Origin of the sequence: Vibrio hyugaensis, from assembly GCF_002906655.1 — a bacterium.
In the GTDB taxonomy this organism is placed as follows: domain Bacteria; phylum Pseudomonadota; class Gammaproteobacteria; order Enterobacterales; family Vibrionaceae; genus Vibrio; species Vibrio hyugaensis.
In genome coordinates this window covers 2,009,205-2,034,529 of record NZ_CP025794.1, presented here as the reverse complement: position 1 = coordinate 2,034,529, position 25,325 = coordinate 2,009,205, and the positions used below count along the sequence as shown (strand labels likewise).

At 46.7% G+C, this 25,325-nt stretch carries 21 protein-coding genes; 5 read left to right on the top strand and 16 right to left on the bottom strand.

The genetic code is table 11. From position 1 onward, the window contains the following. Positions 1-30: 30 nt before the first annotated feature. Positions 31-756: an amidophosphoribosyltransferase gene (locus C1S74_RS10050; protein ID WP_045399437.1), complete on the bottom strand. Its 726-nt coding sequence runs from the start codon at positions 754-756 to the stop codon at positions 31-33. Between the two features lie 84 nt (positions 757-840). Between C1S74_RS10050 and bioH the strand changes: the two genes are divergently transcribed. Then, positions 841-1,605, top strand: a complete 765-nt coding sequence (gene bioH / locus C1S74_RS10045) for a pimeloyl-ACP methyl ester esterase BioH (protein ID WP_045399571.1) — start codon at positions 841-843, stop codon at positions 1,603-1,605. A 135-nt stretch (positions 1,606-1,740) separates the two neighbouring features. Beyond that, complete coding sequence (locus tag C1S74_RS10040) at positions 1,741-2,205, top strand: hypothetical protein (RefSeq protein ID WP_005430182.1); 465 nt, start codon at positions 1,741-1,743, stop codon at positions 2,203-2,205. 103 nt (positions 2,206-2,308) lie between these two features. Here the strand turns inward: C1S74_RS10040 and C1S74_RS10035 are convergent, their stop codons facing one another. Beyond that, positions 2,309-4,630 (bottom strand): Tex family protein, encoded by a 2,322-nt coding sequence (locus tag C1S74_RS10035; protein WP_045399434.1) that lies wholly within the window; start codon positions 4,628-4,630, stop codon positions 2,309-2,311. A gap of 209 nt (positions 4,631-4,839) precedes the next feature. Here C1S74_RS10035 and C1S74_RS10030 point away from each other — a divergent pair, with 209 nt between their 5' ends. Next, complete coding sequence (locus C1S74_RS10030; protein ID WP_103415269.1) at positions 4,840-6,717, top strand: putative ATP-dependent zinc protease; 1,878 nt, start codon at positions 4,840-4,842, stop codon at positions 6,715-6,717. A gap of 71 nt (positions 6,718-6,788) precedes the next feature. On the opposite strand, the gene greB is transcribed toward C1S74_RS10030, so the two are convergent. Then, on the bottom strand, positions 6,789-7,274 hold the full coding sequence (gene greB, locus C1S74_RS10025) for a transcription elongation factor GreB (RefSeq protein ID WP_045399429.1): 486 nt from the start codon (positions 7,272-7,274) through the stop codon (positions 6,789-6,791). Positions 7,275-7,488: 214 nt separating this feature from the next. Between greB and ompR the strand changes: the two genes are divergently transcribed. Both ompR and envZ read left to right on the top strand, forming a co-directional pair. Continuing rightward, positions 7,489-8,208 (top strand): osmolarity response regulator transcription factor OmpR, encoded by a 720-nt coding sequence (gene ompR / locus C1S74_RS10020; RefSeq protein WP_038870089.1) that lies wholly within the window; start codon positions 7,489-7,491, stop codon positions 8,206-8,208. Positions 8,209-8,332: 124 nt separating this feature from the next. Beyond that, positions 8,333-9,625 carry a two-component system sensor histidine kinase EnvZ gene (gene envZ / locus C1S74_RS10015; protein WP_038870091.1) on the top strand — a complete coding sequence of 431 codons (1,293 nt, stop codon included), beginning with the start codon at positions 8,333-8,335 and terminating at the stop codon, positions 9,623-9,625. Between the two features lie 240 nt (positions 9,626-9,865). Here the strand turns inward: envZ and C1S74_RS10010 are convergent, their stop codons facing one another. The 13 genes from C1S74_RS10010 to C1S74_RS09950 form a co-directional block, all read right to left on the bottom strand. Continuing rightward, positions 9,866-11,257 carry a uracil-xanthine permease family protein gene (locus tag C1S74_RS10010; RefSeq protein WP_045399427.1) on the bottom strand — a complete coding sequence of 464 codons (1,392 nt, stop codon included), beginning with the start codon at positions 11,255-11,257 and terminating at the stop codon, positions 9,866-9,868. A 252-nt stretch (positions 11,258-11,509) separates the two neighbouring features. Beyond that, positions 11,510-13,495, bottom strand: a complete 1,986-nt coding sequence (locus tag C1S74_RS10005; RefSeq protein ID WP_045399424.1) for a S9 family peptidase — start codon at positions 13,493-13,495, stop codon at positions 11,510-11,512. A 229-nt stretch (positions 13,496-13,724) separates the two neighbouring features. Next, on the bottom strand, positions 13,725-15,806 hold the full coding sequence (gene recG / locus C1S74_RS10000; protein ID WP_045399423.1) for an ATP-dependent DNA helicase RecG: 2,082 nt from the start codon (positions 15,804-15,806) through the stop codon (positions 13,725-13,727). 212 nt (positions 15,807-16,018) lie between these two features. Continuing rightward, positions 16,019-16,702 carry a tRNA (guanosine(18)-2'-O)-methyltransferase TrmH gene (trmH, locus tag C1S74_RS09995; RefSeq protein WP_045399421.1) on the bottom strand — a complete coding sequence of 228 codons (684 nt, stop codon included), beginning with the start codon at positions 16,700-16,702 and terminating at the stop codon, positions 16,019-16,021. Between the two features lie 52 nt (positions 16,703-16,754). Further along, positions 16,755-18,875: a bifunctional GTP diphosphokinase/guanosine-3',5'-bis pyrophosphate 3'-pyrophosphohydrolase gene (gene spoT / locus C1S74_RS09990; protein WP_038870099.1), complete on the bottom strand. Its 2,121-nt coding sequence runs from the start codon at positions 18,873-18,875 to the stop codon at positions 16,755-16,757. A 39-nt stretch (positions 18,876-18,914) separates the two neighbouring features. After that, complete coding sequence (gene rpoZ / locus C1S74_RS09985; RefSeq protein ID WP_005379346.1) at positions 18,915-19,187, bottom strand: DNA-directed RNA polymerase subunit omega; 273 nt, start codon at positions 19,185-19,187, stop codon at positions 18,915-18,917. Positions 19,188-19,350: 163 nt separating this feature from the next. Continuing rightward, positions 19,351-19,974 (bottom strand): guanylate kinase, encoded by a 624-nt coding sequence (gene gmk, locus C1S74_RS09980; RefSeq protein WP_038870100.1) that lies wholly within the window; start codon positions 19,972-19,974, stop codon positions 19,351-19,353. Positions 19,975-20,335: 361 nt separating this feature from the next. Continuing rightward, complete coding sequence (locus tag C1S74_RS09975; RefSeq protein ID WP_045399418.1) at positions 20,336-21,550, bottom strand: tetratricopeptide repeat protein; 1,215 nt, start codon at positions 21,548-21,550, stop codon at positions 20,336-20,338. 11 nt (positions 21,551-21,561) lie between these two features. Then, positions 21,562-22,194 (bottom strand): energy transducer TonB, encoded by a 633-nt coding sequence (locus C1S74_RS09970; protein WP_005529132.1) that lies wholly within the window; start codon positions 22,192-22,194, stop codon positions 21,562-21,564. A gap of 4 nt (positions 22,195-22,198) precedes the next feature. Beyond that, positions 22,199-22,606 carry an ExbD/TolR family protein gene (locus tag C1S74_RS09965; protein WP_005430119.1) on the bottom strand — a complete coding sequence of 136 codons (408 nt, stop codon included), beginning with the start codon at positions 22,604-22,606 and terminating at the stop codon, positions 22,199-22,201. Between the two features lie 25 nt (positions 22,607-22,631). Next, positions 22,632-23,159, bottom strand: coding sequence for a MotA/TolQ/ExbB proton channel family protein (locus C1S74_RS09960; RefSeq protein WP_038870102.1), 528 nt, complete (start codon positions 23,157-23,159; stop codon positions 22,632-22,634). A gap of 9 nt (positions 23,160-23,168) precedes the next feature. Continuing rightward, a complete protein-coding gene (locus C1S74_RS09955) occupies positions 23,169-24,530 on the bottom strand; it encodes a MotA/TolQ/ExbB proton channel family protein (RefSeq protein WP_038870104.1) in 1,362 nt (453 codons plus the stop codon). A 3-nt stretch (positions 24,531-24,533) separates the two neighbouring features. Continuing rightward, on the bottom strand, positions 24,534-25,298 hold the full coding sequence (locus tag C1S74_RS09950) for a DUF3450 domain-containing protein (RefSeq protein ID WP_045399416.1): 765 nt from the start codon (positions 25,296-25,298) through the stop codon (positions 24,534-24,536). Between the last annotated feature and the right edge of the window lie 27 nt (positions 25,299-25,325).

The window sequence follows — 25,325 nt, the reverse complement described above, 5'->3', positions numbered from 1 at the left end:
CTTTTTGATACTAAGGCATTGCCAAGCGATCTAGCCTGAACCAGGGGCAGGAGTTCTGCAGATGCAGTAAATATCGATGCTTTCTACGCCAACTTCAAGTAGTAAATGACATAATTGTCGGACGGTACTGCCTGTTGTGACAACATCGTCCACGATAGCAATGTGGGAAAAGTTTACCTCACCGTGTAGGGCAAATGCTGCTTTCAAATTTTGCTCGCGACCGGCTTTTTTATTTCCACGTTGAGATTGTGCGCTTTTGACGCGTTTAAAAACCCGATTGCGATAGTTGCTATTCAAGTTGTGCGCTAAATGTGTCGCCAAGACATGACTCTGATTAAATCCTCGCTTTAAGTAACGTTGCCAATGCAAAGGGACACTCGTAATGATAGGAGCAGGATGCTCGATTCGTTCCGCTAACAATTGAGTTAGGGCGGTAACATGCCAAGATTCACCATGATCCTTAAAGCGTTGTACTTGATGAGAAAGGGGGAAATCATAATCCCCCAATGTGTATAACCTTTGCCATGGTGGCGGTTCTTTGAGGCATTCTCCGCATTCTGCTGACGTTTGGAATGCTTCCTCTGTCATTGTTAATCCGCACCGTGAACAGCGTTTGCGGAGTGTGAGGTGATGAAAACAGCTGTCGCACCAGCGCATTAAGTTAGGCTGCTGGTCGGGGGAGATTGGAAAACGGCATAGCCCGCATTGACTGCCAAGCACGCGGTGCATGATGTTTTGCCATTGATCAGATAACATACAATCCATCCAAGGTGAGCGAGTCATCAGAGTAAAGCTTGGATTGCGTGGTAAGGAATAAGATAAGTGGGAGAGAACGAGAGCATGAGCACGAATTTACACTGGCAGTCATTTGGTCAAGGACCGGATTTGGTGTTGCTTCATGGTTGGGGCATGAATGGTGCGGTATGGCAGCAGACGGTCGAGTCTCTTCAACCTTATTTCCGAGTTCATGTGGTTGACCTTCCGGGGTACGGGCATAGCGCAGAATCTCACGCCGAAGACTTAGCAAAAATCGCTGAGCTTGTTCTGCAAGACGCGCCAGAAAAAGCTGTCTGGCTTGGCTGGTCATTAGGTGGCTTGGTGGCAACCCACATTGCACTTAATGCTCCGCAGCGTGTGAGCAAGTTAATCACGGTAGCCAGTTCCCCCAAATTTGCTGCTGAACGTCCTTGGCGTGGCATTCAACCTAACGTGTTAACCGCATTCACCGAACAATTGCTGGAAGACTTCTCTGTCACTATTGAGCGCTTTATGGCGCTGCAAGCGATGGGCAGCCCGTCTGCGCGCAAAGACGTTAAACAACTCAAGCAAGCTGTACTATCGCGTCCGCAGCCAAACCCTGATTCATTGTTGGTTGGTTTGAATATTCTTGCCGATGTGGATCTGCGCGATGCTTTGGCCTCTCTTTCGATGCCGATGCTGCGCCTTTATGGTCGACTTGATGGTTTAGTGCCAATCAAAGTGGCAAGTGACTTGAGTGAGCAGTTGCCAACTACTCAGCAGTTTGTTTTCAACCAATCCTCTCATGCGCCGTTCATGACCGAACATGACGCGTTTTGTCTCCAAGTGCGAGAATTTGCTGCTTAATTAGCGAGTCTACAAATCTAAGCGAATAAAACTCTAAAGCTGCTTAAAAATTGGTCGATATAAGTTTTAGCGAACTCTTCTTGTGGGAGGAGTTTGCTGTATTGACGAGTTGGGCGACTCTGAGGAGGGTTCGCAATGATTGTGTCACCGGCTAACGTAAGCGTGCCACTGATCGCCCCATCCGTTAATGTGCAGACGGAACAAGCTGCTCGTGACAATAAAGTCCGAGAACCTGTGACGCCAACAGTCGCACTGGCGAAAACCAATGCGGAGCGCAAAGTAAAAAGTGATGAGAAGCGGCGACGCCAATCCTCGTGGGACCCATCGGAGCATCCTGACTACGAAGTGGAACCCGAGGTGGATACCCGTTATCACGAAGAACCGGAAGACACGCTAGAACGTCTCTTCGGTTTGCTTGCGCTCAAGAGTTACAGCGAAGATCAGGGTAAGGGCTATGCGATACGCTTTCGATTACCTAAGCGCATTTTGGATGCTGCGGTCAAAGAGGGATTGATGGAAAAGCGCAGGAAGGTGATTAAGTTTCATTACGGTCATTCGGTCGCGCCCCATACACCGTCAGAAGTGATAGCAGTATTATGACGACTCAATATCCTACTCAAATAAAAACGCTCCAAGCAGATCAACTGATTGGAGCGTTTTCTTTTTAGCTATGAAAGCTCGTTAGCGGTGAAACTAAGCGAGATTACTTTTTCGCTTTAGCAAACGCCGCTGCAAAAGCACCACCCATTGCGCTGTTAGATGACGAGTCATCACGGCGAGGCTGACGACGTTGCGGTTGGTCATTACGACGCGGTGCTGCTGATGAGCGTTGGCTGCGGTTGTCTTGACCCGGCTCGTCGTTCAAACGCATCGATAAACCAATACGCTTGCGCTGCACGTCAACTTCCATCACTTTTACTTTAACGATGTCGCCCGCTTTTACCACTTCACGTGGGTCAGATACATAACGATCTGTCAGTGCTGAGATGTGTACTAGACCATCTTGGTGAACGCCAATATCAACGAAAGCACCGAAGTTGGCTACGTTCGATACCACGCCTTCTAGAATCATGCCCGGCTCCAAGTCAGATACTGAGTTTACGCCTTCTGCAAACGTCGCTGTCTTGAATTCTGGACGCGGGTCACGACCCGGTTTATCCAGCTCTTTGATGATGTCTGTAATGGTTGGAACACCGAAGTTATCGTCGGTGTAATCCACAGCATGCAGACCTTTAAGGAAGTTTGAATCCCCAATCAATGCTTTGATGTCTTTGTTGTTCTTCTCAGAGATCGCTTTTACCACAGGGTATGCTTCTGGGTGAACCGCAGACGCATCAAGAGGGTTCTTGCCATCCATGATTCGTAGGAAGCCTGCACACTGCTCGAATGCCTTAGGGCCCAAGCGAGGTACTTTCTTCAAGGTTGTACGAGCTTCGAAGCGACCGTTTTCATCGCGGAAGTCGACAATGTTCTGCGCGATGGTGCTCGACAAGCCCGCTACGCGCGTCAGTAGTGCTGCAGAGGCGGTGTTTACATCAACACCGACCGCGTTTACACAGTCTTCCACAATCGCATCTAGGCGTTTTGCTAGCATCGATTGGCTAACATCGTGCTGGTATTGACCTACACCAATTGATTTAGGATCGATTTTCACTAGCTCAGCCAGTGGGTCTTGTAGGCGACGAGCAATCGACACCGCACCACGCAGAGATACGTCCATATTCGGGAATTCTTTCGCTGCAAGCTCAGATGCTGAGTACACCGATGCACCCGCTTCACTTACGATGATTTTCTGAACTTTCAGGTTGCCACGTTTGATGACGTCTGCGACAAAGCTGTCGGTTTCACGTGAAGCCGTGCCGTTGCCTATTGCGATCAAATCCACGTTGTACTTGCGCACCAACTGATCAACGATTTGCGCTGATTTGTCGTATTGCTTTTGTGGTGGGTGAGGGTAGATGGTTTCGGTTGCAAGCACTTTACCAGTCGGATCGACAATAGCGATCTTCGAGCCTGTACGCAGACCCGGATCGAGACCAAGTGTCGCACGAGGACCTGCCGGCGCAGCCATCAACAAGTCTTTTAGGTTAGTCGCAAATACTTCAATCGCTTCGATTTCAGCACGTTCTTTCATTGCACCCATTAGCTCGGTTTCCATGTGCATCGATACTTTGATACGCCATGCCCAACTGATCACTTGTTTACGCCATGTATCGGCTGGTGCGCTGCTGAGTGTCACACCGTAGTGGTCAGCAATAATCGTTTCGCAATAAGACTGACGAGCGCCTTCTTCCTGTTCCGGATCGGCATTCATCGCCAATGTCAGGAAGCCCTCGTTACGACCGCGTAGCATCGCCAGTGCGCGGTGCGATGGTACTTTGCTTAGTGGCTCGTTGTGGTTAAAGTAGTCTTTAAACTTCTCACCTTCTTGCTCTTTGCCTTCTACGACGCGAGCACCCATTTCCGCATTGCGGTTTAGATGAGCGCGGATTTTCTCTAGAAGATTCGCGTCTTCAGCGATGCGCTCCATAATGATTGCGCGAGCGCCATCCAGTGCGGCTTTGGTGTCTGCCACGCCTTTGTCTGCATCAAGGTATTTGCTTGCTTCGCTTTCTGGCTCAGTTTGCGGATGATTCCAAAGCTGGTCTGCGAGTGGCTCAAGACCTGCTTCAATCGCGATCTGACCTTTGGTGCGACGCTTTGGTTTGTAAGGTAGGTACAAGTCTTCAAGACGAGTCTTGCTGTCTGCCTGAGTGATTTCTTGTTCTAGCTCTGGCGTAAGTTTGCCTTGCTCTTGAATCGACTTCAGGATGGTTTGACGGCGATCGTCTAACTCACGAAGGTAAGACAGACGGCTGTCTAGAGTACGCAGTTGGGTATCATCAAGACCGCCCGTCACCTCTTTACGGTAACGTGCAATAAATGGGACTGTGTTCCCGTCATCGATAAGGGTTACAGCGGCATTGACTTGCTCAGGGCGAACATTCAGCTCTTGAGCAATCATGCGACAGATAGCTTGGCTCATCCGTGTATTCTCTTTAATTCTGTTTAGATATTGGTTGTGTATAGAACATTGGGGTCATTCATGGAATTTGCAATGTTTTAAACTAGTCACGCGAAAATTTACCGAGCGCTGGTGGACATCAGTCAGATTTGTGTCAAAACTGTAAGTAAATTGAGAACTTATACATTCGGTTATCGACTAACCTTGTACCTTAGCTCACACGGAAAACAATGATGAAGAAAATGTCTTTGGCGCTTTCTGGTGCCTTATTAGCGACGCCGCTTGCTTGGTCGCAAACTCTCTCCGCGACCACTCAAGATCCCATCTATCAACTTGATGACAAACTGGTCTTAGGCCGTGTTGAAAGTGTTTACTACGGTGATATTCCTGAACTAAGTGGCGTGCCGTTTATCGGTAAAATCGACACAGGTGCCGACACCACATCAATGAATGCGGAAAATATCCACGTCAGTAGCTCGAACCCAGAATATAAAAAACTCAAAGACGATAAGTTGATGTGGGCGATTATTGATGATCTTGGTGGAACCAAAGCAAATTGGGATGCCGATAGTTTTAAGCCGTATCAAGTAAAAGTGAGCTTTACTCTTCATCATCCGTACAAAGGCAAAGATATTAAAATCACTGATGATCTAGAACGTATTAGCGCGATTCGCAGCCGCACCAGCGAAAAGCCGATTTTGCGTCCAACGGTGAAGATGCCGATGACCATTGCAGGACACACGGTTGATACCGTGGTGAACCTCACTAAGCGTACTCAATTTTCTGCACCCATTTTGATTGGTAAGACATACCTTGATAACAATGCATGGGTGTTTGCTGGCTACGATTATCTTCAAGAGCAACCTAAAGCCCAGATGATTGGTAAAAAAGAAACGGTTGAAGTCGAAGGTGTGCCATACAAAATTAGCATCTCAACCACCAGTCGTTACACCAATGTGCATGCTTTGAACATCAAAGTGGACGAGAAGAAAAAACAGGTTTCCTTCACCTTAGAAGGTGAAAACGGTAAACGTCATCCAATGACTCTGCCATTAGTGCGTATGCTGAAAACAAGTAAAAGCGAGCGCCCTTTGGTTTATTTACCTGTCAAAGTGAGCGAAACCGAAACTCAGCAATGGTTGGTGTACCTACGTGACCGCAGTGGTTTCAGCTCGCAAATTCGCCTTGGCAAAGATGTCGCGAGTCAACATTTTGTAATTGATACCGATAAAGAAAACTTACTAGGTGGTGTGGAGAAATCCTTCAAAAATGCGCTTAAGTCGAAACCATTGGTTATCTCACCAGAAGAATCGGTAAACATAGACGGCCACGTGCTGGCAGCTTACCCGACGTTTGCTGTTAAGACCCCACTTTTGCGTGTTGATGGCTTCGAGCTTACAGAAAAAGATAGAAAAGAAGTGGTGACTTTCTACTTACCAACAACTGAAGGTAAGGAAGAAAAAATCACGAAGCCTGTTTTGAAAAAGCTAAAAGTGGGTGATTCAGTTCGTCCTGTCGTGGAAGGCGAGTTCTTGTTTGGCGATGAGGAAAAAACTATCGAGTTTGCGGTTGATGTGTTGGAGAAAGATGACCAAGAGCAACCATTCTTTGTCTTTGGCCACAACATGGCAAAAGGTGGTGTGCTTCTGAATACTCGTGCGGATCATTTGTTGGATGCAAAACCGCTGTTTAAAGCTGGTCACATTGAAGTTGCTGAAGTGGAAGGTATGTCATTCCCTGTGAAGTTGGATACAGGTGCGGATGTGAGCTCGATTAATGCCAAGAACATCAAACAGTTCAAGAAAGATGGCAAAGACATGGTGAGTTTCACCTACGAGAACGACAGTGGTATGAAGAAGGAATTTACCAAGCCAGTTGTCGACGTGATGCGCATTAAAGCCAAGAAAGGCGAGAAGGCCAACGTGCGCCCTGTAGTGGAAATGCACGTCAAGTTGGGAGAGTTAGAGAAGAAGATTCGCGTTAACCTGCAAGACCGCAGCCGCTTCCATTACAGCATGATTCTGGGTAAGAACTTCTTGAAGCACGGTGCGATCGTTGCCAGCGACACCAACTACATTGTGACCGACAAGCCTGACTACGAAGAGTAACCCCCAAGGTTGGTATCTAAAACGCAAAAGCCGCACTCAATAGTGCGGCTTTCTTTTTTGGGGTTACAGAATCAATTTTCTTCGGCTTGGTAGCGAATGCTGTTAATAAACCATTCTTTGTAACCTTCCGGCGTTCTTACTGCGAATTCGTCATCGACTTCTTTTTTTAGTAGCGCGCGAGCCATTGGGGAATCAATCGAGATATAGCCTTTTGCGTCGCCATAGATCTCATCGGGACCCACAATGCGAAAATGCTTCACATCGCCCGCTTCATTCTCAATTTCTACCCAAGCACCAAAGAACACTTTGCCTTCTTGTTGAGGTGAGTAATCCACCACTTTGACTTGCTCTAGGCGTTTGCGTAAGTATCTGACGCGACGGTCAATTTCACGCAAACGTTTTTTGTTGTACTGATAATCTGCATTTTCACTGCGATCACCGAGGCTCGCGGCCCAAGTCACTTTTTTAGTGACCTCTGGGCGATCTTCTCTCCAAAGAAAGTCGAGTTCTGTTTTTAGGCGATTGTAGCCTTCACGGGTAATTAAATTGGTTTTCATTAGAAGTAAATCAGCCGTTATTGGATTCTGTCGACCATATTAGCCTTGATTTTGCCTGACTGTAAATTGTTGTGATTGAGAGAAAAACAACGTGAAACATGGGAATAATCCATCAAAATCGTGGTTAAGATAAAAAGAGTAACAATTTGAACAAGCACATTTGAAAAAACAGTGATACATTTTTGACAATAGATGCCTCTGAAAGGATGTTTCAATGCAGGAAAATCATAAAATATTAGTGGTTGATGACGATGCTCGTTTGCGTGCTCTTTTGGAGCGTTACCTTTCTGAGCAAGGTTTTCAGGTGAGAAGTGTCGCTAACGGCGAGCAGATGGATCGTCTTCTGACCCGTGAAAACTTCCACCTTATGGTGCTGGATTTAATGTTGCCGGGCGAAGATGGCTTATCGATTTGTCGTCGTTTACGTCATGCCAACAACATGCTACCTATCCTAATGCTTACGGCGAAAGGCGATGAAGTTGATCGTATTGTTGGTCTAGAAGTGGGAGCAGACGATTACTTACCAAAACCGTTTAACCCGCGTGAACTGCTGGCTCGAATTAAAGCAGTACTTCGCCGCCAAACGGTTGAACTACCTGGTGCGCCAAGCACGGAAGAGAAAGTCGTTGAGTTTGGTGACTTCCGTCTGAACCTAGGAACGCGCGAAATGTTCCGTGGTGAAGAGGCGATGCCACTGACTTCAGGTGAGTTTGCGGTGCTGAAAGCACTTGTGACTAACGCTCGTGAGCCGATGTCACGTGATAAGCTGATGAACATGGCCCGTGGTCGTGAATACTCGGCAATGGAGCGTTCTATCGACGTTCAAATTTCGCGTCTACGCCGCATGCTTGAGGATGATCCAAGCAAGCCGCGCTACATCCAGACGGTGTGGGGTTTAGGCTACGTGTTCGTTCCAGACGGTAAAGAAGCGTAATCCGCTATAAAAGGTTTGCCGATACTCGGCAGCTCATATTCCACCCTCAAACCTCCTTCCTGTTTGAGGGCTGGAAACTCGCAATTAATGTTGTTCACTAGGAACAGTCCATTAGGGATCCTCCATGCGAATCCGAAGTTCATTTACACAATCCATTTTACTGTTCATTTCTTTGCTTCTCGCTAGCCAAGTCTTTTCTTACTACGCCGTTTTTAATTACGCGTTGATGCCAAGTTTGCAACAGTTCAACAAAATTCTTGCTCATGAATTGAATTTGGTTCTTGATGAAGATGGTTTACTCAAGTCTGATGCACCTCTGCGTCACCAATTACTAGAAAATCTTGGAGTAACAGTACATAGCGTTGATAGCGAGATGATGAATGAGTTCAATCATGCGATGTCGATTGACTTGATGTCAGAAGAAATGTCGCAAGAGCTTGGCTCACCAACGGAAGTTCGTTTGCTACTTGGCAGTGAGAGCTACATTCTGTGGATGCGCATCGATCAGTTGCCGAACTCCATCATTCGTATTCCACTTTCTGAACTGCAAGAAGAAGATTTTGCTCCGCTGTTTCGCAATAGCTTAATCATGGCGCTTCTGATCATTGCTGGTGGTTGGCTATTTATCCGTTTGCAGAACCGACCTTTGATTGCGCTAGAAAAAGCCGCGAAAGGAGTAGGTCGAGGTGAAATTCCGCCGCCATTGCCAGAGAAGGGGGCTTCAGAAATCCGCTCTGTCACTCGCGCATTCAACCAGATGTCGAAAGGCATTCAAGAACTGGAAGAAGACCGCGCGCTATTAATGGCGGGTATCAGTCACGACTTACGTACGCCATTGACGCGTATTCGTCTTGCGACAGAAATGATGTCGCCAGAAGACAGTTACTTAGCTGAAGGCATCATCAGTGATACTGAAGAGTGTAACGAGATCATTAGCCAGTTCATGGACTACCTCAAGCCAGTAAATAAAGAGTCGTTTGAGCAGGTGGACATCAATACCATCACCAGTGATGTTGCAACGTCGGAAGGGGGTTATGAAGTCGAAATTGAAACTGACCTCAACCCTACGATGCCAACCGCGAAAGGCAGTCCAATCGCGATTAAACGCGCGGTGAGTAACCTTGTGGTTAATGCTCTACGATACGGCAATGGCTGGGTGAAAATCAGTACGGGCGTCACCGCCGACAAACAGTTAGTGTGGGTGTGCGTTGAAGACAATGGTCCGGGTATCGAGCAATCGCAAATCGCACGCTTGTTTGAACCTTTTACTCGTGGTGATACTGCACGTGGCAGTGAAGGGACAGGCTTGGGTTTGGCCATTGTTAAACGTATCGTCAGTCAACACTCTGGCTCGGTTGTGGTACGTAACCGCAGTGAAGGCGGGCTAAGCGCGCAAATCAGTTTCCCAACCAAGTAAGCTTTCTCGCTCAATCGATTCCAATAAAAAGCCCAACCAAAGTTTGGTTGGGCTTTCCGATCATCCTAGTGCAAGATTATACCAATTCTATCAATTATCTGCTCATTCTTGCTGGTTAAAATCACTTATAACGGCGTTAAAGATTTTGTAGGTAGAGTAACTAGCTAGCTGCAATCTTTGCCTTGTTCTAAGTGATTTTACCGGCGCAATTTTTTGAACATCTAATTAACGGAATTGGTATTAGGATTCTTTTACCTCTTGAGCGACCAGCTCGTCTTCCTCTTCCAGTTTCTCTGGAAGCAGTAGGTTCAATACGATAGCGGTGATGCCGCCTGCCGCCACGCCTGTTGAGAAAATACTCTTAATGAACTCAGGCATGAATTGCAGAATTTCTGGTTTTTGTGCAATGCCCAAACCCATTGAGAATGACAGCGCCATAATTAGGATTGCGCGGCGATCGAGGTCGACACGAGAGATAATGCGCACGCCCGCTGCGGCAATGGTGCCGAACATCACGATGGTTGCGCCGCCCAGGACTGGCTCAGGAATCAGTTGAACAAAGCTTGCCACACCCGGGAACAGACCCAGAATCACCAACATGCCTGAGATGAAGTAACCCACGTAACGGCTTGCTACACCAGTGAGCATGATGATGCCGTTGTTTTGGCTGAAGGTAGAGTTCGGGAAGCTGTTGAACACTGCTGCAATTGCTGAGTTTAGACCGTCAGCTAATACGCCACCTTTGATGCGCTTCATGTAAACCGGACCTTTTACTGGCTCACCTGAAACCTCAGACGTTGCGGTGATGTCACCAATTGCTTCTAGCGCTGTGATAAAGAAAATCAGAACCAGTGGAATAAACAGAGACCAGTCGAAGCTTAAGCCGTATTGCATTGGGATCGGCAGTGCGATGAGATCAGTTTCGCCCAGTGTTGATGTGTCGACCATGCCCATGAAGTACGCCATGACGTAGCCAACCACCATCGCAATCACGATAGATGCAACGCGCAGGTATGGGTTCTTTGAACGGTTAAGAATGACGATCAAGCCAAGTACTGTACCAGCGAGGGCTAACTTATCTAGGCTACCGAAAGAGCCATCGCCCATTGCAGCATAACCGCCGCCCATTGATACCAAACCCACTTGGATAAGTGTCAGGCCGATAAGCGTCACGACAATGCCAGATACCAGTGGCGTGATGATGCGGCGAGCATGTTCTAAAACGCGAGATAGTAGGATTTCTGCAAAAGAGGCGACCAAAATGGTGCCGAAAATTGCCGCCATCATGGTGCTGAGGTCCGCGCCACCGGCTTTAAGAGAAAGACCCGCACCAATGATTGGACCTAAGAAGTTAAAGCTGGTGCCTTGCACTGAAAGCAAACCAGAGCCGATAGGGCCAAAGGTACGAATTTGAATAAAGGAAGACACGCCTGACGCAAACAGTGACATGCTGATGATGGTGTTGGTTTGGTCAGCAGGTACACCCAAAGACTGACAAATGATCAGAGAGGGGGTGATAACGGCTACGAACATCGCCAATAAATGCTGAAGTGCAGCAAAAATGGTCTGAGGTAGTGGTGGACGATCGTTTAACTGATAGACCAGTTCCGAAGTTCGGTTTGAAGTTGTCATGTTTGTCTCGCTAGTCGCAATAATTCTTGCCCCAGAGCTCGCTGAATGGGAGTGCTGGGTGGAGTTGACGTTATGACCTGTGATTGCTGTTAATCAGTGTCAACTCAGGTTGGTTTGATGTGACAAAGTGCACACCATAAATTTTGAGCGCGATTATAGAGGGATTTATTCAAAAAGCAAACGTTTGCTTTGGGCTAAAAAGAAAAGGCGATAACGGAATGGTTATCGCCTTTAAGGTTTTACTTTGGGAGGTTAGTTTTTTAAGTGCTTATCAAAGAAGCCCAACACATGAGCGTAATATTTAGCTCGGTGTTCATCTTTGTAAAAGCCATGTCCTTCATCGTCTAACACAAAAGATTCGTATGGGTAGTTGAGCTTGTCGAGTGCTTTAGCCATTGCCTCATAATGTTCAATAGGCGCACGTTGGTCTTTTCCCCCATGCACGAGAAGGATAGAAGCTTTTAACTTGTCTGCATTATGAGTTGGAGACATTGCTTTCCAGACTTTAGGGTCGGTTCCCAGTACTTCTTTCAAAAAGCTTAACCCCATGCGGCTATCGGGTATATCACCTTCGGTGAACATCAACTCAAGGTCATAAACACCGGCACTGCCCACGGCGCACTGGAATAACTCAGGTGCAAGGGTGGCTGATTGCAATGCACTGTATCCACCAAAGCTTCCGCCAGAAATACAGATGCGTTCTTTATCTGCGATGCCTTCTGCGACAATGTGTTTGGTGGCGTCGATGATGTCATATTGAATGTTTGTTCCCCATTTACGATAGCCTGCCTCTTCAAACTGTTTACCGAAGCCACCACTGCCACGGAAATTTACTTGCATCACAGCATAGTCATTGTTAGCGAGAAACTGATTCTCCTCGGTAAAACGCCACCAATCTCGTGGACCATGAGGACCGCCATGCGGATTGACGATAAGAGGGAGATTATTTGCTTCAGTATTTGGTGGCAATGTCAGATAACCTGAGATGGTTTTCCCGTCTCGACTGGTGAACTCAAAAGGCTTCACTTCAGCCATTTTCTCTGGGTCTAACCACTCTCGTGCCGAGAACAGATAACGAATTTCTTTTGGCTCGGTGGTAAATAAGTAGTAATCCCCAGGGTTTCTATCGTTAAAGGCCATAATGACGTAAGCATCACCAGCTTCTGTCTCACTGACTAGGCGAACTTGATGACCTGGCAGAGAAGTGAGGATCTGCTTTAGGTATTCGCTGCGTTTGTTTTTTGGATCAACAAAGGCATAAGTAGGGTAATCACTTTCAAACTCGACGGCGTAAAGTTGCTTTGAGTCTGGATCTAACCAGTATTCCTTCGGATCGACGGTATCATCCGAGGCAACTTTTGTACTTTTGCCGGTTTTTAAGTTGAGGTGATGGATTGCTCTTGGCTCACCTGACTGACTTATCGCGGCATAAACGGAATCTTGGCTCTCTGCAAAAGAGATGGGATAGAACTCTTCGAAATTTTTTAAAGCCGCCAATTTATCGGAGCTTTTCCATTGATCGTTGACGCGATAATAAAGCTCGACTTTGTTATTGCTATTCAAGCCTGAAACAAAGCGAACTTCACCATCATGGTCGGTGAGAAACCGACTAAACGGGATGGGTGCTGTCGTTATCTTTGAGCGCCTACCGGTGTATACGTTGACGCGGTACACCTCTCTTGGCGCTTCCAAGTTGAAACTGTATTCACCGAAAGGCAGAGCAGAAACTAAGATATGGCGGTCGTCTTCAGGCAGAATATCTAAGACATCACCGTAAGCTCTTACGATAGAGGATGCTCGCACTAGGCGGCTAGTTTGAGGAGGGTTATAACCAAATATATAAGCGTATTTGTTTCCATCCACATTGGCCGAGACGAGTTCGCCATAGTAGCGAGGAGCGGTAGACCAACTCTTTAAATATTCTTTGGATGCGACAACACGTTCATTATTGACCCAATAATAATCACCCACTTGCTCGTTACCTGAGAAGCGCAGCACACTGCTCGGCTGCATGGTTTTACTGTCGAGTATAACCAAAGCATCTTTACCATCGATACTGGATTCAAAGGCTAAGTGCTTTCCATCTGGTGATATTTTGGGATTAAAGTAAGCCGAACTTTTGGCAAAAAGATCAGCTGACTGAAGAATAGCGCTCTGTCTATCTTGCGCTGCTATGGATGCGGAGTGTACAGAGCCAACTAATGCTGCTGTGACCGCAAGCAAGGTACGTTTTTTCATGCATCTATCCTTGATGACATTGTGTATTTATGACGTTTTTATATCCGCTTGGAGTATTAACTTTATGTAGAGTTTGCTCTAACTTGTCGTAATTATTGAATAAAGTCGACTTGGCTTTTATTAAATGAGATATTCATAGACAGAATGAATGTGTGCAAGTTCAACCTTACAGAACAGTGTCTGTAAGGTGGTTTAAGATTGGAGTGAGAATGGTCGAGAAAAGAAGAGCTTACGCCTTAGAGTAAATGTCACGTTCTCCTAACCAACGGTCAATAATTGCTGTTGCATTCGTCGGGTAGTTGTCATGAATATGGCGTGCAATACGCTGAACTTCTGGTATTAAGCGCTGATCTCGCACTAAGTCGGCAATTTTAAAATCTGCCAAGCCAGTTTGTTTGGTACCAAGAAGCTCACCCGGTCCGCGAATCTCTAAGTCTTTCTGTGCAATCACAAAGCCGTCATTGCTTTCACGTAATACGCCTAAACGTTTTTGGGCGGTTTTTGATAGTGGCGAGTGATACAGCAACACACAATGGCTCGCCACTGAACCTCGACCAACACGACCTCTAAGCTGGTGCAACTGAGCCAAACCCAAGCGCTCTGGGTTCTCGATGATCATCAGGCTGGAATTGGGCACGTCCACGCCAACTTCAATCACTGTCGTTGCAACCAGTAAATGCAGCTTGTTGTCTTTGAAATCCTGCATCACCGCTTGCTTCTCAGCAGGCTTCATTCGTCCGTGCACGAGACCAATTTTTACGTCAGGCAGTTTACGTTGCAGCTCTTCAGCGGTATCAGCGGCGGCTTGAGCTTCCAAGACTTCAGATTCATCAATTAAGGTACATACCCAATACGCTTGTTTGCCTTCGTTTAAGCAAGCATTGCGCACTCGTTCGACGATATCATCGCGTTTGGTGTTTGGAATCGCGACGGTCTGGATTGGTGTTCGACCTGGCGGTAGCTCATCAATCACCGACGTTTCTAAGTCGGCATAAGCAGTCATGGCTAATGTTCGCGGAATCGGCGTTGCTGTCATGATGAGCTGATGTGGATAAGCGCCTTGTTTCGCGCCTTTCTCACGCAGCTCTAAGCGCTGGTGGACACCAAAGCGGTGCTGTTCATCAATAATGACTAACGCAAGATGATGGAACTCAACATGCTCTTGGAAAAGGGCGTGAGTGCCCACTACCATTTTCGCTTCACCACTGGCAATCCGAGCTAGTTCGGCTTCTTTGGCTTTACCTTTCAATTTACCCGCAAGCCAACCGACCTGAATGCCCATTTTCTCGAACCAATTAGCGAAGTTAATCGCGTGCTGTTCGGCGAGCAGTTCGGTCGGTGCCATTAAAGCGACTTGATAGCCGTGTTCAATTGCTCTGACTGCTGCGAGTGCGGCAACTAAAGTTTTTCCCGAGCCAACGTCACCTTGAACAAGGCGCATCATTGGGTGCGCTTTTTCTAAGTCAGCTTCAATTTCTTTAACGACTCGTGCTTGAGCATTGGTCGGCGAGAAGGGCAATTGAGCTAGTAGCTGCTTTTTCAGCGAGTCACACGACGCCAAAGGCAATGCAACGTCCTCTTGTCCTTTGCTGCGCACTGCCAACATAGAGAGATTCTGCGCCAGTAACTCTTCCATGATCAAACGAATTTGAGCTGGGTGTTTACCTTCATCAAACTCATCCAAATTAATGGTTGGAGGCGGTCGATGAATCGTATGCAGCGCTTGCGACATGGTGATCTGGTGATTGTACAAACCGGAAGGCAGCAACTCTTGCACTGCGGCTTTATCGAGGAGTGATAAGGCTTGTTCCGTCAGGTTACGCAAAGTGATTTGGCGTAACCCATCGGTGGTCGGATAAACGGGGGTTAAGCTCTGTTCCACATCCGGCTTTTGTTCACTTACATAAAACTTGTAGTCAGGGTGAACAATTTCTAAGCCCATACCGCCACGCTTAATTTCGCCGTAAGCGTGTACTAACTTACCATTCGAGAAATTGTTCTTCATCGCGGCAGTAAAGTTAAAAAAGCGTAGGGTAATCGTGCCATTGCCGTCGCTGATTTTTACCGTCAGCATTTTGCGTTTGCCGAAAGTAGTATCGACAGCCATGACTTTGCCCTGTACCGCCGCCCAAAGTCCGGCATGCAGTTTGGCGATTGGGTAAATGCGAGTACGATCTTCGTAACGAAGAGGAAGGTGAAACAGTAGATCTTGAACGCTATGCAAGCCAACTTTGGCGAGTTTTTCTGCGACTTTAGCGCCAACTCCAGACAGAGAAGTTAAAGGAACAGCAGATAACATTTGGGCAGACATAGTGGGCTCAAGAAAATAGTTAACATAGCAGTATGTTAACCACTAAGCTGTGTTTTTGTACAGGATTAAGTTAGAGAAAGGGATATGGGAACGCTTACGCTCCGAGATTCGAGAACGCGGAAACAAACTTAACCAGTGAGGCGAGAAAGAGCCATATCGATTGACGATATGAGTTTATCCCGAAGCGAAGCGTTCTCGCCTCTCGAGTCTATTTATTTCTTCTGCATCTCTTTCCACCATGATTCGTCAGCCACAATTTGGCCTTCGTCATCAAGTTGTGGGTATTCTAGCCCTTTGCGCTTCGCTACCTTTGCTAAGACCGGATGCCCACGTTCGAACAAAATGCGGTTGATGGTTTCTTTTGGTAGAGCGCTCTCTTCACGTTCGTACATGCCAGCGGCTTCACGCTGACGCTGCGCTTCATAAAGAATCACAGCACTGGCGACTGAGACATTCAGAGACTGCACCATACCGATCATTGGAATAATGATGTCTTGGTCTGCGAGTTTCTTCGCTTGCTCTGAAGCGCCGATTTTTTCGCTACCCAGAATAATTGCCGTTGGCTTGGTGTAGTCGATTTCACGAAAATCGACCGCGGCGTCCGAAAGGTTAGTTACCAAAACCTGCATGCCTTGCGCTTTGAGCTCGGTAATCGCGGTTTCAATCGAATTGTGAGTATCTACTTCTACCCAGTTACGTGCGCCTGCTGAGGTGTGAGTGAGGGTACGCATTTTGTCTGGCCAAATCGCATGAACTTTGTGTAAGCCTGTTGCGTCAGCAGTACGGATCACAGCGGATACGTTGTTTGGCTTATGAACTTCTTCAAGGCACAGAGTGAGGTCGGTTTGGCGTGCTTTTAGCACCTGATGAATGCGGTTGTAACGTTCTAAATTCATAATTAATAGGGATATAAAAAATCGCCACCCAGTGATTGGATGGCGATGAAGTTTAGTTCTTTCTTCGTCTGACTCGAGTCGCCTGTGGCATGGTCTTAATTTTACGCATGATGCCAGCAAGGTGAACACGATCTTTGGTGGTTAGCAGAACGGTAACGGTGTACAAGCGACCGTCGCGCTCTTCGGTCGAGAGACCGTGAATGTTCGAACCAGTTTTCGAAATCACATTGGTCAATTCCGCTAACGCACCTTGGTTGTTAAGCATATCGACTTTTAGTTCAGCGATGAATTCTTTGTCGTACTCTTCAGACCAAGCAACAGCCATGTATTTGTCTGGTTCTTTTTGATAACCGCGTACGTTTGGACACGTTTCACGGTGTACCACAAGACCACGACCAGGTGATACGTGAGCGATAATGTGGTCATCCGGGATAGGGTGACAACAATTTGCGAAAGTCAGTAGCAGGCCTTCAGCACCACGGATTGGCAGTTTCTTTTTAGATTCGTTTGGAATCGAACTTGTTGTGGTCAACTCATCGGTGTCACCTAGTAGGCGACGAGCGATGACGATACTCATCAATTCACCCAAACCAATTGCTGCAAGCAGATCATCAACGCTTTCTAAACGTAGATCCGTGAGCACTTCTTGGATGTTTTCTGGGTAGATTGAATCAATCGAGTGGCGACCCAAGGCGTGATTCAGAAGGCGACGACCCAAGGTAATCGACTCTTCGCGACGCATGGTTTTCAATACTTGACGAATCTTAGTGCGGGCACGCGATGTCACGACATAGTTTAACCAAGCCGCGTTTGGACGAGCGCCTGGTGCACTGATGATTTCTACCGTCTGACCGTTCTTCAGTGCCTTACTCAATGGGTAAGGGTTGCGATCAACACGAGTACCAACGCAAGAGTTGCCAACATCAGTATGCACTGCATAAGCAAAGTCGACCGCTGTAGCACCTAATGGCAATTCAACGATACGACCTTTTGGCGTGAAGACGTAAATTTCGTCTGGGAACAGATCCGATTTTACGTTTTCAATGAATTCGAATGAGTTACCTGCACTTTGCTGTAGCTCAAGTAGGCTTTGCATCCAACGCTGAGCTTTCACTTGCGCTGTTGTGCCAGACTTGTCGCCCTTGTCTTTGTATGACCAGTGCGCAGCGACACCTTTGTCCGCCATTTGATCCATATCTTCGGTACGGATCTGAACTTCTACTGGTACACCGTGTGGGCCGACCATAGAAGTGTGTAGCGATTGGTAGCCGTTCGCTTTTGGTACTGCGATGTAATCTTTCATGCGACTAGGGCGCGGCTTATACAAGCTGTGTACTTGGCCTAGAACGCGATAACAAGTATCGGCAGTATCAACAACCACTCGGAAAGCGTAGATATCCATGATGGTGTGGAAACGCTGTTCTTTGGTTTTCATCTTGTTGTAGATGGAGAACAGGTTCTTTTCACGACCTAACACGCGCGCATTTAAGCCTACATCTTCGAGTCGGCCTTCAATTTCGCTGTGAATACGTTGGATCATCTCTTTTCGATTACCACGTGCCGCTCGCACCACTTCTTTTAGAACACGGTAGCGGTTCGGGTAAAGCGCTTCGAAGCCAAGCTCCTCGAGTTCCGTTTTGATATTGTGAATACCAAGTCGGTGAGCCAGCGGCGCGTAGATTTCCAGTGTTTCACGAGCAATACGGCGTTTTTTGTCAGGGCGCAGGGCACCTAGCGTGCGCATATTGTGCGTACGGTCGGCCAGTTTGATCAGGATAACGCGGATGTCTTGCACCATCGCCAGAACCATCTTACGGAAGTTCTCGGCTTGAGCCTCTTTCCTATCGCGGAATTTGAGTTTGTCCAGTTTAGATACACCATCAACCAGCTCAGCGACGGTATTGCCGAATTTCTCTTCGAGATCTTCTTTTGTAACGTCACAGTCTTCGATGACGTCATGCAGCAAAGCAGCTTGGAGGGTTTCGATATCGAGGCGCATTTCGGCCAAGATTCGAGCCACAGCGACTGGGTGGATGATGTATGGTTCACCGCTTGAGCGGGTTTGCCCTTCATGGGCATCTCTTGCTACCACATAAGATTGACGCAGAGCCTCAATTTGAGGCTCTGTTAGGTATTCTTGGGCAACGTCTTTGAGGCTATCGAATAGATACAAATTATAGGCCCGGGAGGTTGTTGAATTCTAAAGTCAGAATTAACGGTTGTGAGCGATGCTGCTTACTGCCGCTAGCTCTGCCGCTTCTTGCTCTTGCTGTTCTTGACGTTCACGAGCGTCTAGAACTTCTTTAGTAATTAAACCTTCTTCGATTTCGCGTAGAGCGATAACCGTTGGCTTATCGTTCTCTTCTGGCACTAGTGCATCTTTACCGCCAGTTTGCATTTGACGAGCGCGGCGAGCCGCAATCAGTACTAGGTCGAAACGGTTGCCAACTTTTTCAACAGCGTCTTGAACAGTTACGCGTGCCATGAGGACTCCAAATAGTTAACTAAATTTTGAATGACGAGAAAGTATACAGTCTCAGCGTAATATTTACTAGCGATAAGACGTGCAACAACAATGACTTTCTATATAAACAATATAAGCTTCCTTACCGTAATAAAGAAGCGAAAATTTGTGTTTCCGAACAGAATTACTCTGCTAGAAGCGCATCAAGCATACCTTTATATTTAGCAGCTTGCTTTTCTTCCTTCAATCTTTCCGCACGCAGAATGGCTTTAAAGTCCATTAATGCAGTGTCGAAATCATCGTTTACGATTACGTAATCGTACTCGTTGTAGTGTGAGATTTCAGACTTTGCTTCTGCCATGCGTTTTGCGATTACTTCTTCGCTGTCTTGACCGCGAGTGTTTAGACGGCGCTCTAGCTCACCGTTTGATGGTGGCAGGATAAAGATGCTTTTCGCTTCTGGCATTTGCTCACGGATTTGGCGTGCGCCTTGCCAATCGATGTCTAGGAATACGTCGATGCCTTTATTTAGCGTTTCTTCAATCCATACGCGTGATGTGCCGTAGTAGTTACCGAACACTTCTGCATATTCTAGGAAGTCGCCTTTAGCAATTAGAGTTTCAAACTCTTCTTTTGCTACGAAGTGGTAGTGCGTACCATTTTCTTCGCCAGGGCGCATGCTACGAGTAGTATGAGACACAGACACTTTCATTGCGTATGTTGGGTTGCGTTCCAACATTGCTGAGATCAAGCTAGATTTACCTGCGCCGCTAGGTGCCGATACGATATAGAGAGTACCTTTGCCCATTGTACTGTTCCACTTTTGGTTGGATTGAGTGAATGCCGAAAGAGTATCGACCTTGTGTCATGCTAATAACGCTTATTGGCGAAATTGGTATAACGATAGCACTGACGTTGATGATTTTCTCAACAAACTGCTTGAGATTGGTGATAAACCCGCCAGAAAAATGGAGGCGAAGAGTATCATGATCTCTTTGCGGTGGCTAGCCGATCTTTTGGATCTTTGAGGCTCAGTATAAATTCATATCTTTGTATACAGAAACGAAAAAAGGGGAAGCTTTCACTTCCCCAGGCGTGCGACTGACTCACACTTAATTTTCGGAGCAACCATAACCACTTTGGTTACTACTTTACGGTGTTGGCTTCCGTTAGCCTTGAGACTCTAAGAAGTTGATCCAAGGGCTAGCGACAGGTTTCATATCAGGCGATTGCGCTGCACTCTTCATTGCTTTTAATGCATTGCTTGGCTGATTTAATTCGAAATACGCCATACCTCGAATGTAGTTCAGCTCACCTTTGTCATTACGTTTGGCGTCTGGTGCGGCATTCTTCGCAAACTTGGTTGCTGCTGAGTACTGCTTATCGAGAATCATCAAACGAGCAATCTTGATCTGCGTTTTTGCTTTTGGTGCTAACTTGTAGGCCGCTACATAAGTCTCAATCGACTTATCTAGTTCCTGCGCTTGTTGCCAAAAGGACGCTAACTTCTCCAAATTCTCCGAAGTACGTTCAACGTGCCCTTCTTCCATTGACGTTTGCATGGTTTTAGCAGCACGGAAAGGAACGCCTTGATAAGCTTGGAAGTTCACCAAGCGTAGGTACTCTTTTTCTCCCTCTAAAAGACCCATTTTATGAGCCATTTCCAAAGTCGAAAGGGCGTTACGCTCTTGTTTCAGTTCCATGTAGATACCAGACAGTTGAGTCCAGTAGCGCTTATTTTGCGGATACTTAGTGGTTAAAATTTTCAGTACGCCAGCGACACTTTTGAATTGTTTCAACTCATAGTGAGCAGACATCAACAGTTGGTACCAAGATTCACTAGGGTTTTTCGTCATTGCAATTGCCTTTTTGGTTGGCGGAATTGCTTTACGGTAGTCTTCTAGTTGAATGTAAGCACTTGCTAATGTGATGTAAGCGTGTGCTTGTGGTTTTTCCTCTGTTGTTTCCGCAATCTTGAACCACTCGTTCATCGTCACGACAGACTTTTTAAATTGACCTTCTGCTAGATAAAGTTGTGCAAGGCTATAACGAACCTGTTGAGCTACGGGTACTGGTAAAGCATCTAGCTTGAGTGCTTCAGCAAAGTATTTCGCTGCTTTTGGGTAATCGTCTTTTAAAGAATACAGAAAGCCCATCTGTTGTAATAAGACGGCGCGGTCGTATTTCTTTTTCTTGGTACTATCTAATGCAGAGTTCAGCTTGGAGATAGCATCTGAGTATTTTTCAGTTGCGATCAGTTCTTGAACTTTATTGACCGTTCGAAACGTTCTGTCAGACAACTCTGGTGTTTTTGCTAGGGCAGGCGCGCTGTACGCGCCTGCAATAACCAATAGAGAAGCTAACAATTTTGTATATGCTTTCATGTTGCGACTCCTTAGTTAGTAGAGAACTCAATTTCTTGCGATAAGCGCGAAGTTACCGGCTTTCCATCAACCATTTTTGGTTTAAAGGTCCACTTTGATACGGTTTTTCTTGCTGCTTTACCCAAGCCTAATTTACGTGGTGTTTCTTTTAAGACTTTGACGTCTTGAACGCTACCACGCTCGTTAACAGTAAACTCTACTAAAACGATACCTTTCTCAATCCCCGCCCGTGCTGCTTTACGTGGCATTTGCGGTTGGAATGTAGCAAGAGGAACAGGGCCTCCGCTTCCTGCCAGTTGAGCTCCACCACCTTGCGAGTAGTGACCGAGTACTGAACCACCTGTAACATTCACTGGTAGATCGAGTTTTGGCATATCCATTGGGATTTGATCCATCACCGGTTTGACCGTTGCTGTTACCTTCATTTCAGGTGGCGGCGGTGGGCGCTTCGGTGGTGGTGGTTTCGGGAGTTCGCGCTTTTTCTCCTGTATTTTTTCGTCCGGTTTAATGCGAATGAATTCCACCATACGGAGGTCATCATTCGACACTAGCTCGTGGCGCTCTTTGTTTACTAGCTTGTCCATCCCCCAGAACAATCCAAGGGAGACAATGAGCGCCAGTGCAATTGAGGCCAGATACCGCATAGGCTTAATCCTTATTGGTTGCGGCAATGGAGATGCTTTCAACACCTGCCATCTTAATCTGGTCCATCACCTTCACGACTACGCCAGCATTTGCTTCTGTATCCGCTTGGATTACAACCGCACCGTCTGGGCTTTCAGCACGTAGGCGTTCGATGTTGGCACGAACCGCGTCGACTTCAATACGACGCTTGTCTACCCACACATCGCCTGCTGCACCGATAGCAACCATGATGTTACCTTTTTTCACGGTTTGCGCTGAACTTGCCGTAGGACGATTTACTTCTAGACCTGCTTCCTTAACAAACGACGTTGTTACGATAAAGAAGATCAACATGATGAATACGATGTCTAGCATCGGAGTCATATCGATAGCAGCCTCGTCGCTGCTGTCATTGCTATAGCGTCTCTTCATGACCTATACCTCTAATTCCGTTTACTCAGGCAATGTGCTTTAGCTTGTCTTCAAGCTTCTGCGTGGTGACTTTGGCTAAATGATCAAGACGAGTACTAAAGAAAAGTCCTGATAGAGAAGCCACCATTCCCGCTAATGTTGGGATTGTTGCCTTTGAGATCCCCGAGGCCATTGCTCGGGGGCTTCCTGTTCCTGTTACCGCTAAGATGTCGAATACTTGAATCATACCGACAACAGTGCCGAGCAGACCAAGTAGGGGACAAAGTGCAATCAGTACTTTTACGATTGGCAGTCCCTTTCTATTCTCAATATCCTGACGAGAAACCATTTCTTGTCGGATCATCTTTGCGTTCCAGCTTTTATGTTCTGAACGCTCTTCCCAAAAGCTCACTGCTTTTTTCATTGCTTTGGGAGCGACAGCAGCGAAGTAAAACCAACGTTCTAACAAGACTGCCCATAACATAAAGCTGAGGATAAAGATGGCGACAAGTACATCGCCACCCATTCCCAAGAAGCGCCTAATTGATTCAAGTTCTCCAACTAACCACCACATAATGCCTCCTTAGCTTTCGGCTTTATGCAGTTTTTCCTGATAGCGAGCGATGAAGCCTGCACTCTGTTCTTCAAGAGTTTGAACCAAACGGCGACCTTTACTGTGTACGATGGTGTACAGGAACAGTAGAGGAATTGCGACAACTAGACCAAGCATCGTAGTAACAAGTGCTTCTGAGATACCGCCAGCCATTAGCTTCGGATCACCTGTACCAAATAGTGTGATTGCTTGGAATGTACCGATCATACCCATAACGGTACCTAGTAGACCCAGAAGAGGAGCTACCGAAGCAAACAGCTTGATTGAACTGATAAAGCGTTCAATGCTCGGTGCGTTGCGTAGGATGATTTCATCCAGCTTCGCTTCAAGATCCTCAAGGTTGTCACCTTTGTGGTCTTGGTAAGCTTGGATTACTTCACCCAGAGGGTTACCTGGAATAACAGTGTCTGATTTCGCTTGCTTACGCATTTTGCCACCGATAACCAATAGGCGTAGGTAACAGATAAGCGCGATAAGTGCACCGATAGCACCCATGCCTAGGATGACGTAACCAACGATACCACCTTGGTCAATACGCTCCTGAACAGTAGGGCTTTGTACGAGTAGAGACAGAATCACACCACGAGATGGGTCGATAAACAAAGGTTCGTATGTGCCTTCTGCTGCTTCAAAACCACCAACTAGGCCAGTAATGTTTTTGCGTGGTTGGCGTGATAGTTCTTCAAACTTAGCGGTTTGAGGTACGTAAGTAACGTACTTACCATCTGCGATTGCGTTAAACTCACCGACAAGAGTGACGTCACGTACCGCTTCTTTACCTTCACCGTATACAACCGTTGCTTGTGCTGTTGTTGTCTCGCCTGATGCCACTACCTGTTGTAGGATCGTGTGCCAAAATGCTTCAAGTTCTTGCGTTGATGGAAGTTCCTTACTTTCTGCTAGTTTCGTAAGAAGCGCGTCACGCTCTGGGAAAAGAACAGCATTTTGTGAAGCGGCAAATAGGCCTTTAAATTCACCTGCATACTGACGAACTACACCAAACATTTCACCTAACGTACCTGAACGAACACGCAATGTTTCTGTTAGGTCAGTTAGCTGTTTGTCGTTTTCATCAAATGTTGCTTTTAATTCGTCACCAAGAGCTTGCTGTGCTGCAAGTTCTGCACGTGCTTTTTCAAGAAGTGCAGCTTGTTGGTCACGGTTGTTTTTGAACTCAGCTTCACGGGCCTTGTTCTCTTTTGATTCAACGATACTTTCTGATTTTACGTTTTTCAGTAGCTCAGATAAGTTCTTAGGTGCTTCAGCTTGCGCACCGGAAATCATGAATAAGCTCGCTAGCAAACCAGCGGCTAGAGTTTTGAATCCTTTCATTTCTTATTCCTCCCCAGCAAATACAGGCAGTTTGATCAGCGCTGGTGGCGCTTGTTTCTTAGCGATACGAAGGCCTTGCTGTACAGCGATACGGTAGTTTTCTGGTAGTGATTCCCATTGACGGGTTTGTTGATTCCACATACCTGTTTCACCGCCATCCGGAGATTGGAATAGAAGCGCAGTACGACCAATACGTAGGAAGTCGTAAGTCACGGTCTCACCGTTACGCTCTAGGCTAGCTTTGTAAGATTCGATTGAGCGAGAGAAGCCTTCTTCAATTTGGTACGCTTCCATCACTTTACGGAATTTCTCAGAAGTTGTTACGTCTGCACGATCCATCAGGTCACGCAATTCGTTAACGCGCTTAGCGCGTTCTTCTTTTTGGAAAGGGAGATCAAGCACAACGAACTCATCAAGAGCGTCGATCATTTTTAATGTAAGAGGTACAACCTCAGTCGCGGTTTGATCGATTTGAGCAATCTGGCTGTTTAATGAATCCAATTCGCCTTGCTGCGATTGAACCATACGATTGATTTGCTCGTTGTAGATTTTCATGCTGTCGATTTGACGCAGTAGGCCTTTGTATTCAGCCAGCATGCTTTCAGCGCTTTCAGCATAGTTATCAATTTTTTGTTGTGAAGCCTGAGAAGACTTCGTTGTCTTTGCTTGGTTAGCGACAACGGTACCGGAGTCCGCAGCTACTGCTGCTCCACTTACCGTTAAAATCGCGGCAGTAACTGCACTTACGCCAAATTCCTTTAACGTCATAGTTGCATCCTTGTCAGTGTGTAAAAA

Bases quoted from the DNA above. Each gene is read 5' to 3' on its own strand.
- C1S74_RS09955 (WP_038870104.1), bottom strand. From the start codon at position 24,530: ATGAAAGGATTCAAAACTCTAGCCGCTGGTTTGCTAGCGAGCTTATTC.
- C1S74_RS09970 (WP_005529132.1), bottom strand. From the start codon at position 22,194: ATGCGGTATCTGGCCTCAATTGCACTGGCGCTCATTGTCTCCCTTGGA.
- envZ (WP_038870091.1), top strand. From the start codon at position 8,333: ATGCGAATCCGAAGTTCATTTACACAATCCATTTTACTGTTCATTTCT.
- recG (WP_045399423.1), bottom strand. From the start codon at position 15,806: ATGTCTGCCCAAATGTTATCTGCTGTTCCTTTAACTTCTCTGTCTGGA.
- ompR (WP_038870089.1), top strand. From the start codon at position 7,489: ATGCAGGAAAATCATAAAATATTAGTGGTTGATGACGATGCTCGTTTG.
- C1S74_RS10040 (WP_005430182.1), top strand. From the start codon at position 1,741: ATGATTGTGTCACCGGCTAACGTAAGCGTGCCACTGATCGCCCCATCC.
- C1S74_RS10030 (WP_103415269.1), top strand. From the start codon at position 4,840: ATGATGAAGAAAATGTCTTTGGCGCTTTCTGGTGCCTTATTAGCGACG.
- C1S74_RS09975 (WP_045399418.1), bottom strand. From the start codon at position 21,550: ATGAAAGCATATACAAAATTGTTAGCTTCTCTATTGGTTATTGCAGGC.
- rpoZ (WP_005379346.1), bottom strand. From the start codon at position 19,187: ATGGCACGCGTAACTGTTCAAGACGCTGTTGAAAAAGTTGGCAACCGT.
- C1S74_RS10050 (WP_045399437.1), bottom strand. From the start codon at position 756: ATGTTATCTGATCAATGGCAAAACATCATGCACCGCGTGCTTGGCAGT.
- C1S74_RS10010 (WP_045399427.1), bottom strand. From the start codon at position 11,257: ATGACAACTTCAAACCGAACTTCGGAACTGGTCTATCAGTTAAACGAT.
- gmk (WP_038870100.1), bottom strand. From the start codon at position 19,974: ATGGGCAAAGGTACTCTCTATATCGTATCGGCACCTAGCGGCGCAGGT.
- greB (WP_045399429.1), bottom strand. From the start codon at position 7,274: ATGAAAACCAATTTAATTACCCGTGAAGGCTACAATCGCCTAAAAACA.
- C1S74_RS09960 (WP_038870102.1), bottom strand. From the start codon at position 23,159: ATGTGGTGGTTAGTTGGAGAACTTGAATCAATTAGGCGCTTCTTGGGA.
- trmH (WP_045399421.1), bottom strand. From the start codon at position 16,702: ATGAATTTAGAACGTTACAACCGCATTCATCAGGTGCTAAAAGCACGC.
- bioH (WP_045399571.1), top strand. From the start codon at position 841: ATGAGCACGAATTTACACTGGCAGTCATTTGGTCAAGGACCGGATTTG.
- C1S74_RS09965 (WP_005430119.1), bottom strand. From the start codon at position 22,606: ATGAAGAGACGCTATAGCAATGACAGCAGCGACGAGGCTGCTATCGAT.
- C1S74_RS09950 (WP_045399416.1), bottom strand. From the start codon at position 25,298: ATGACGTTAAAGGAATTTGGCGTAAGTGCAGTTACTGCCGCGATTTTA.
- C1S74_RS10035 (WP_045399434.1), bottom strand. From the start codon at position 4,630: ATGAGCCAAGCTATCTGTCGCATGATTGCTCAAGAGCTGAATGTTCGC.
- C1S74_RS10005 (WP_045399424.1), bottom strand. From the start codon at position 13,495: ATGAAAAAACGTACCTTGCTTGCGGTCACAGCAGCATTAGTTGGCTCT.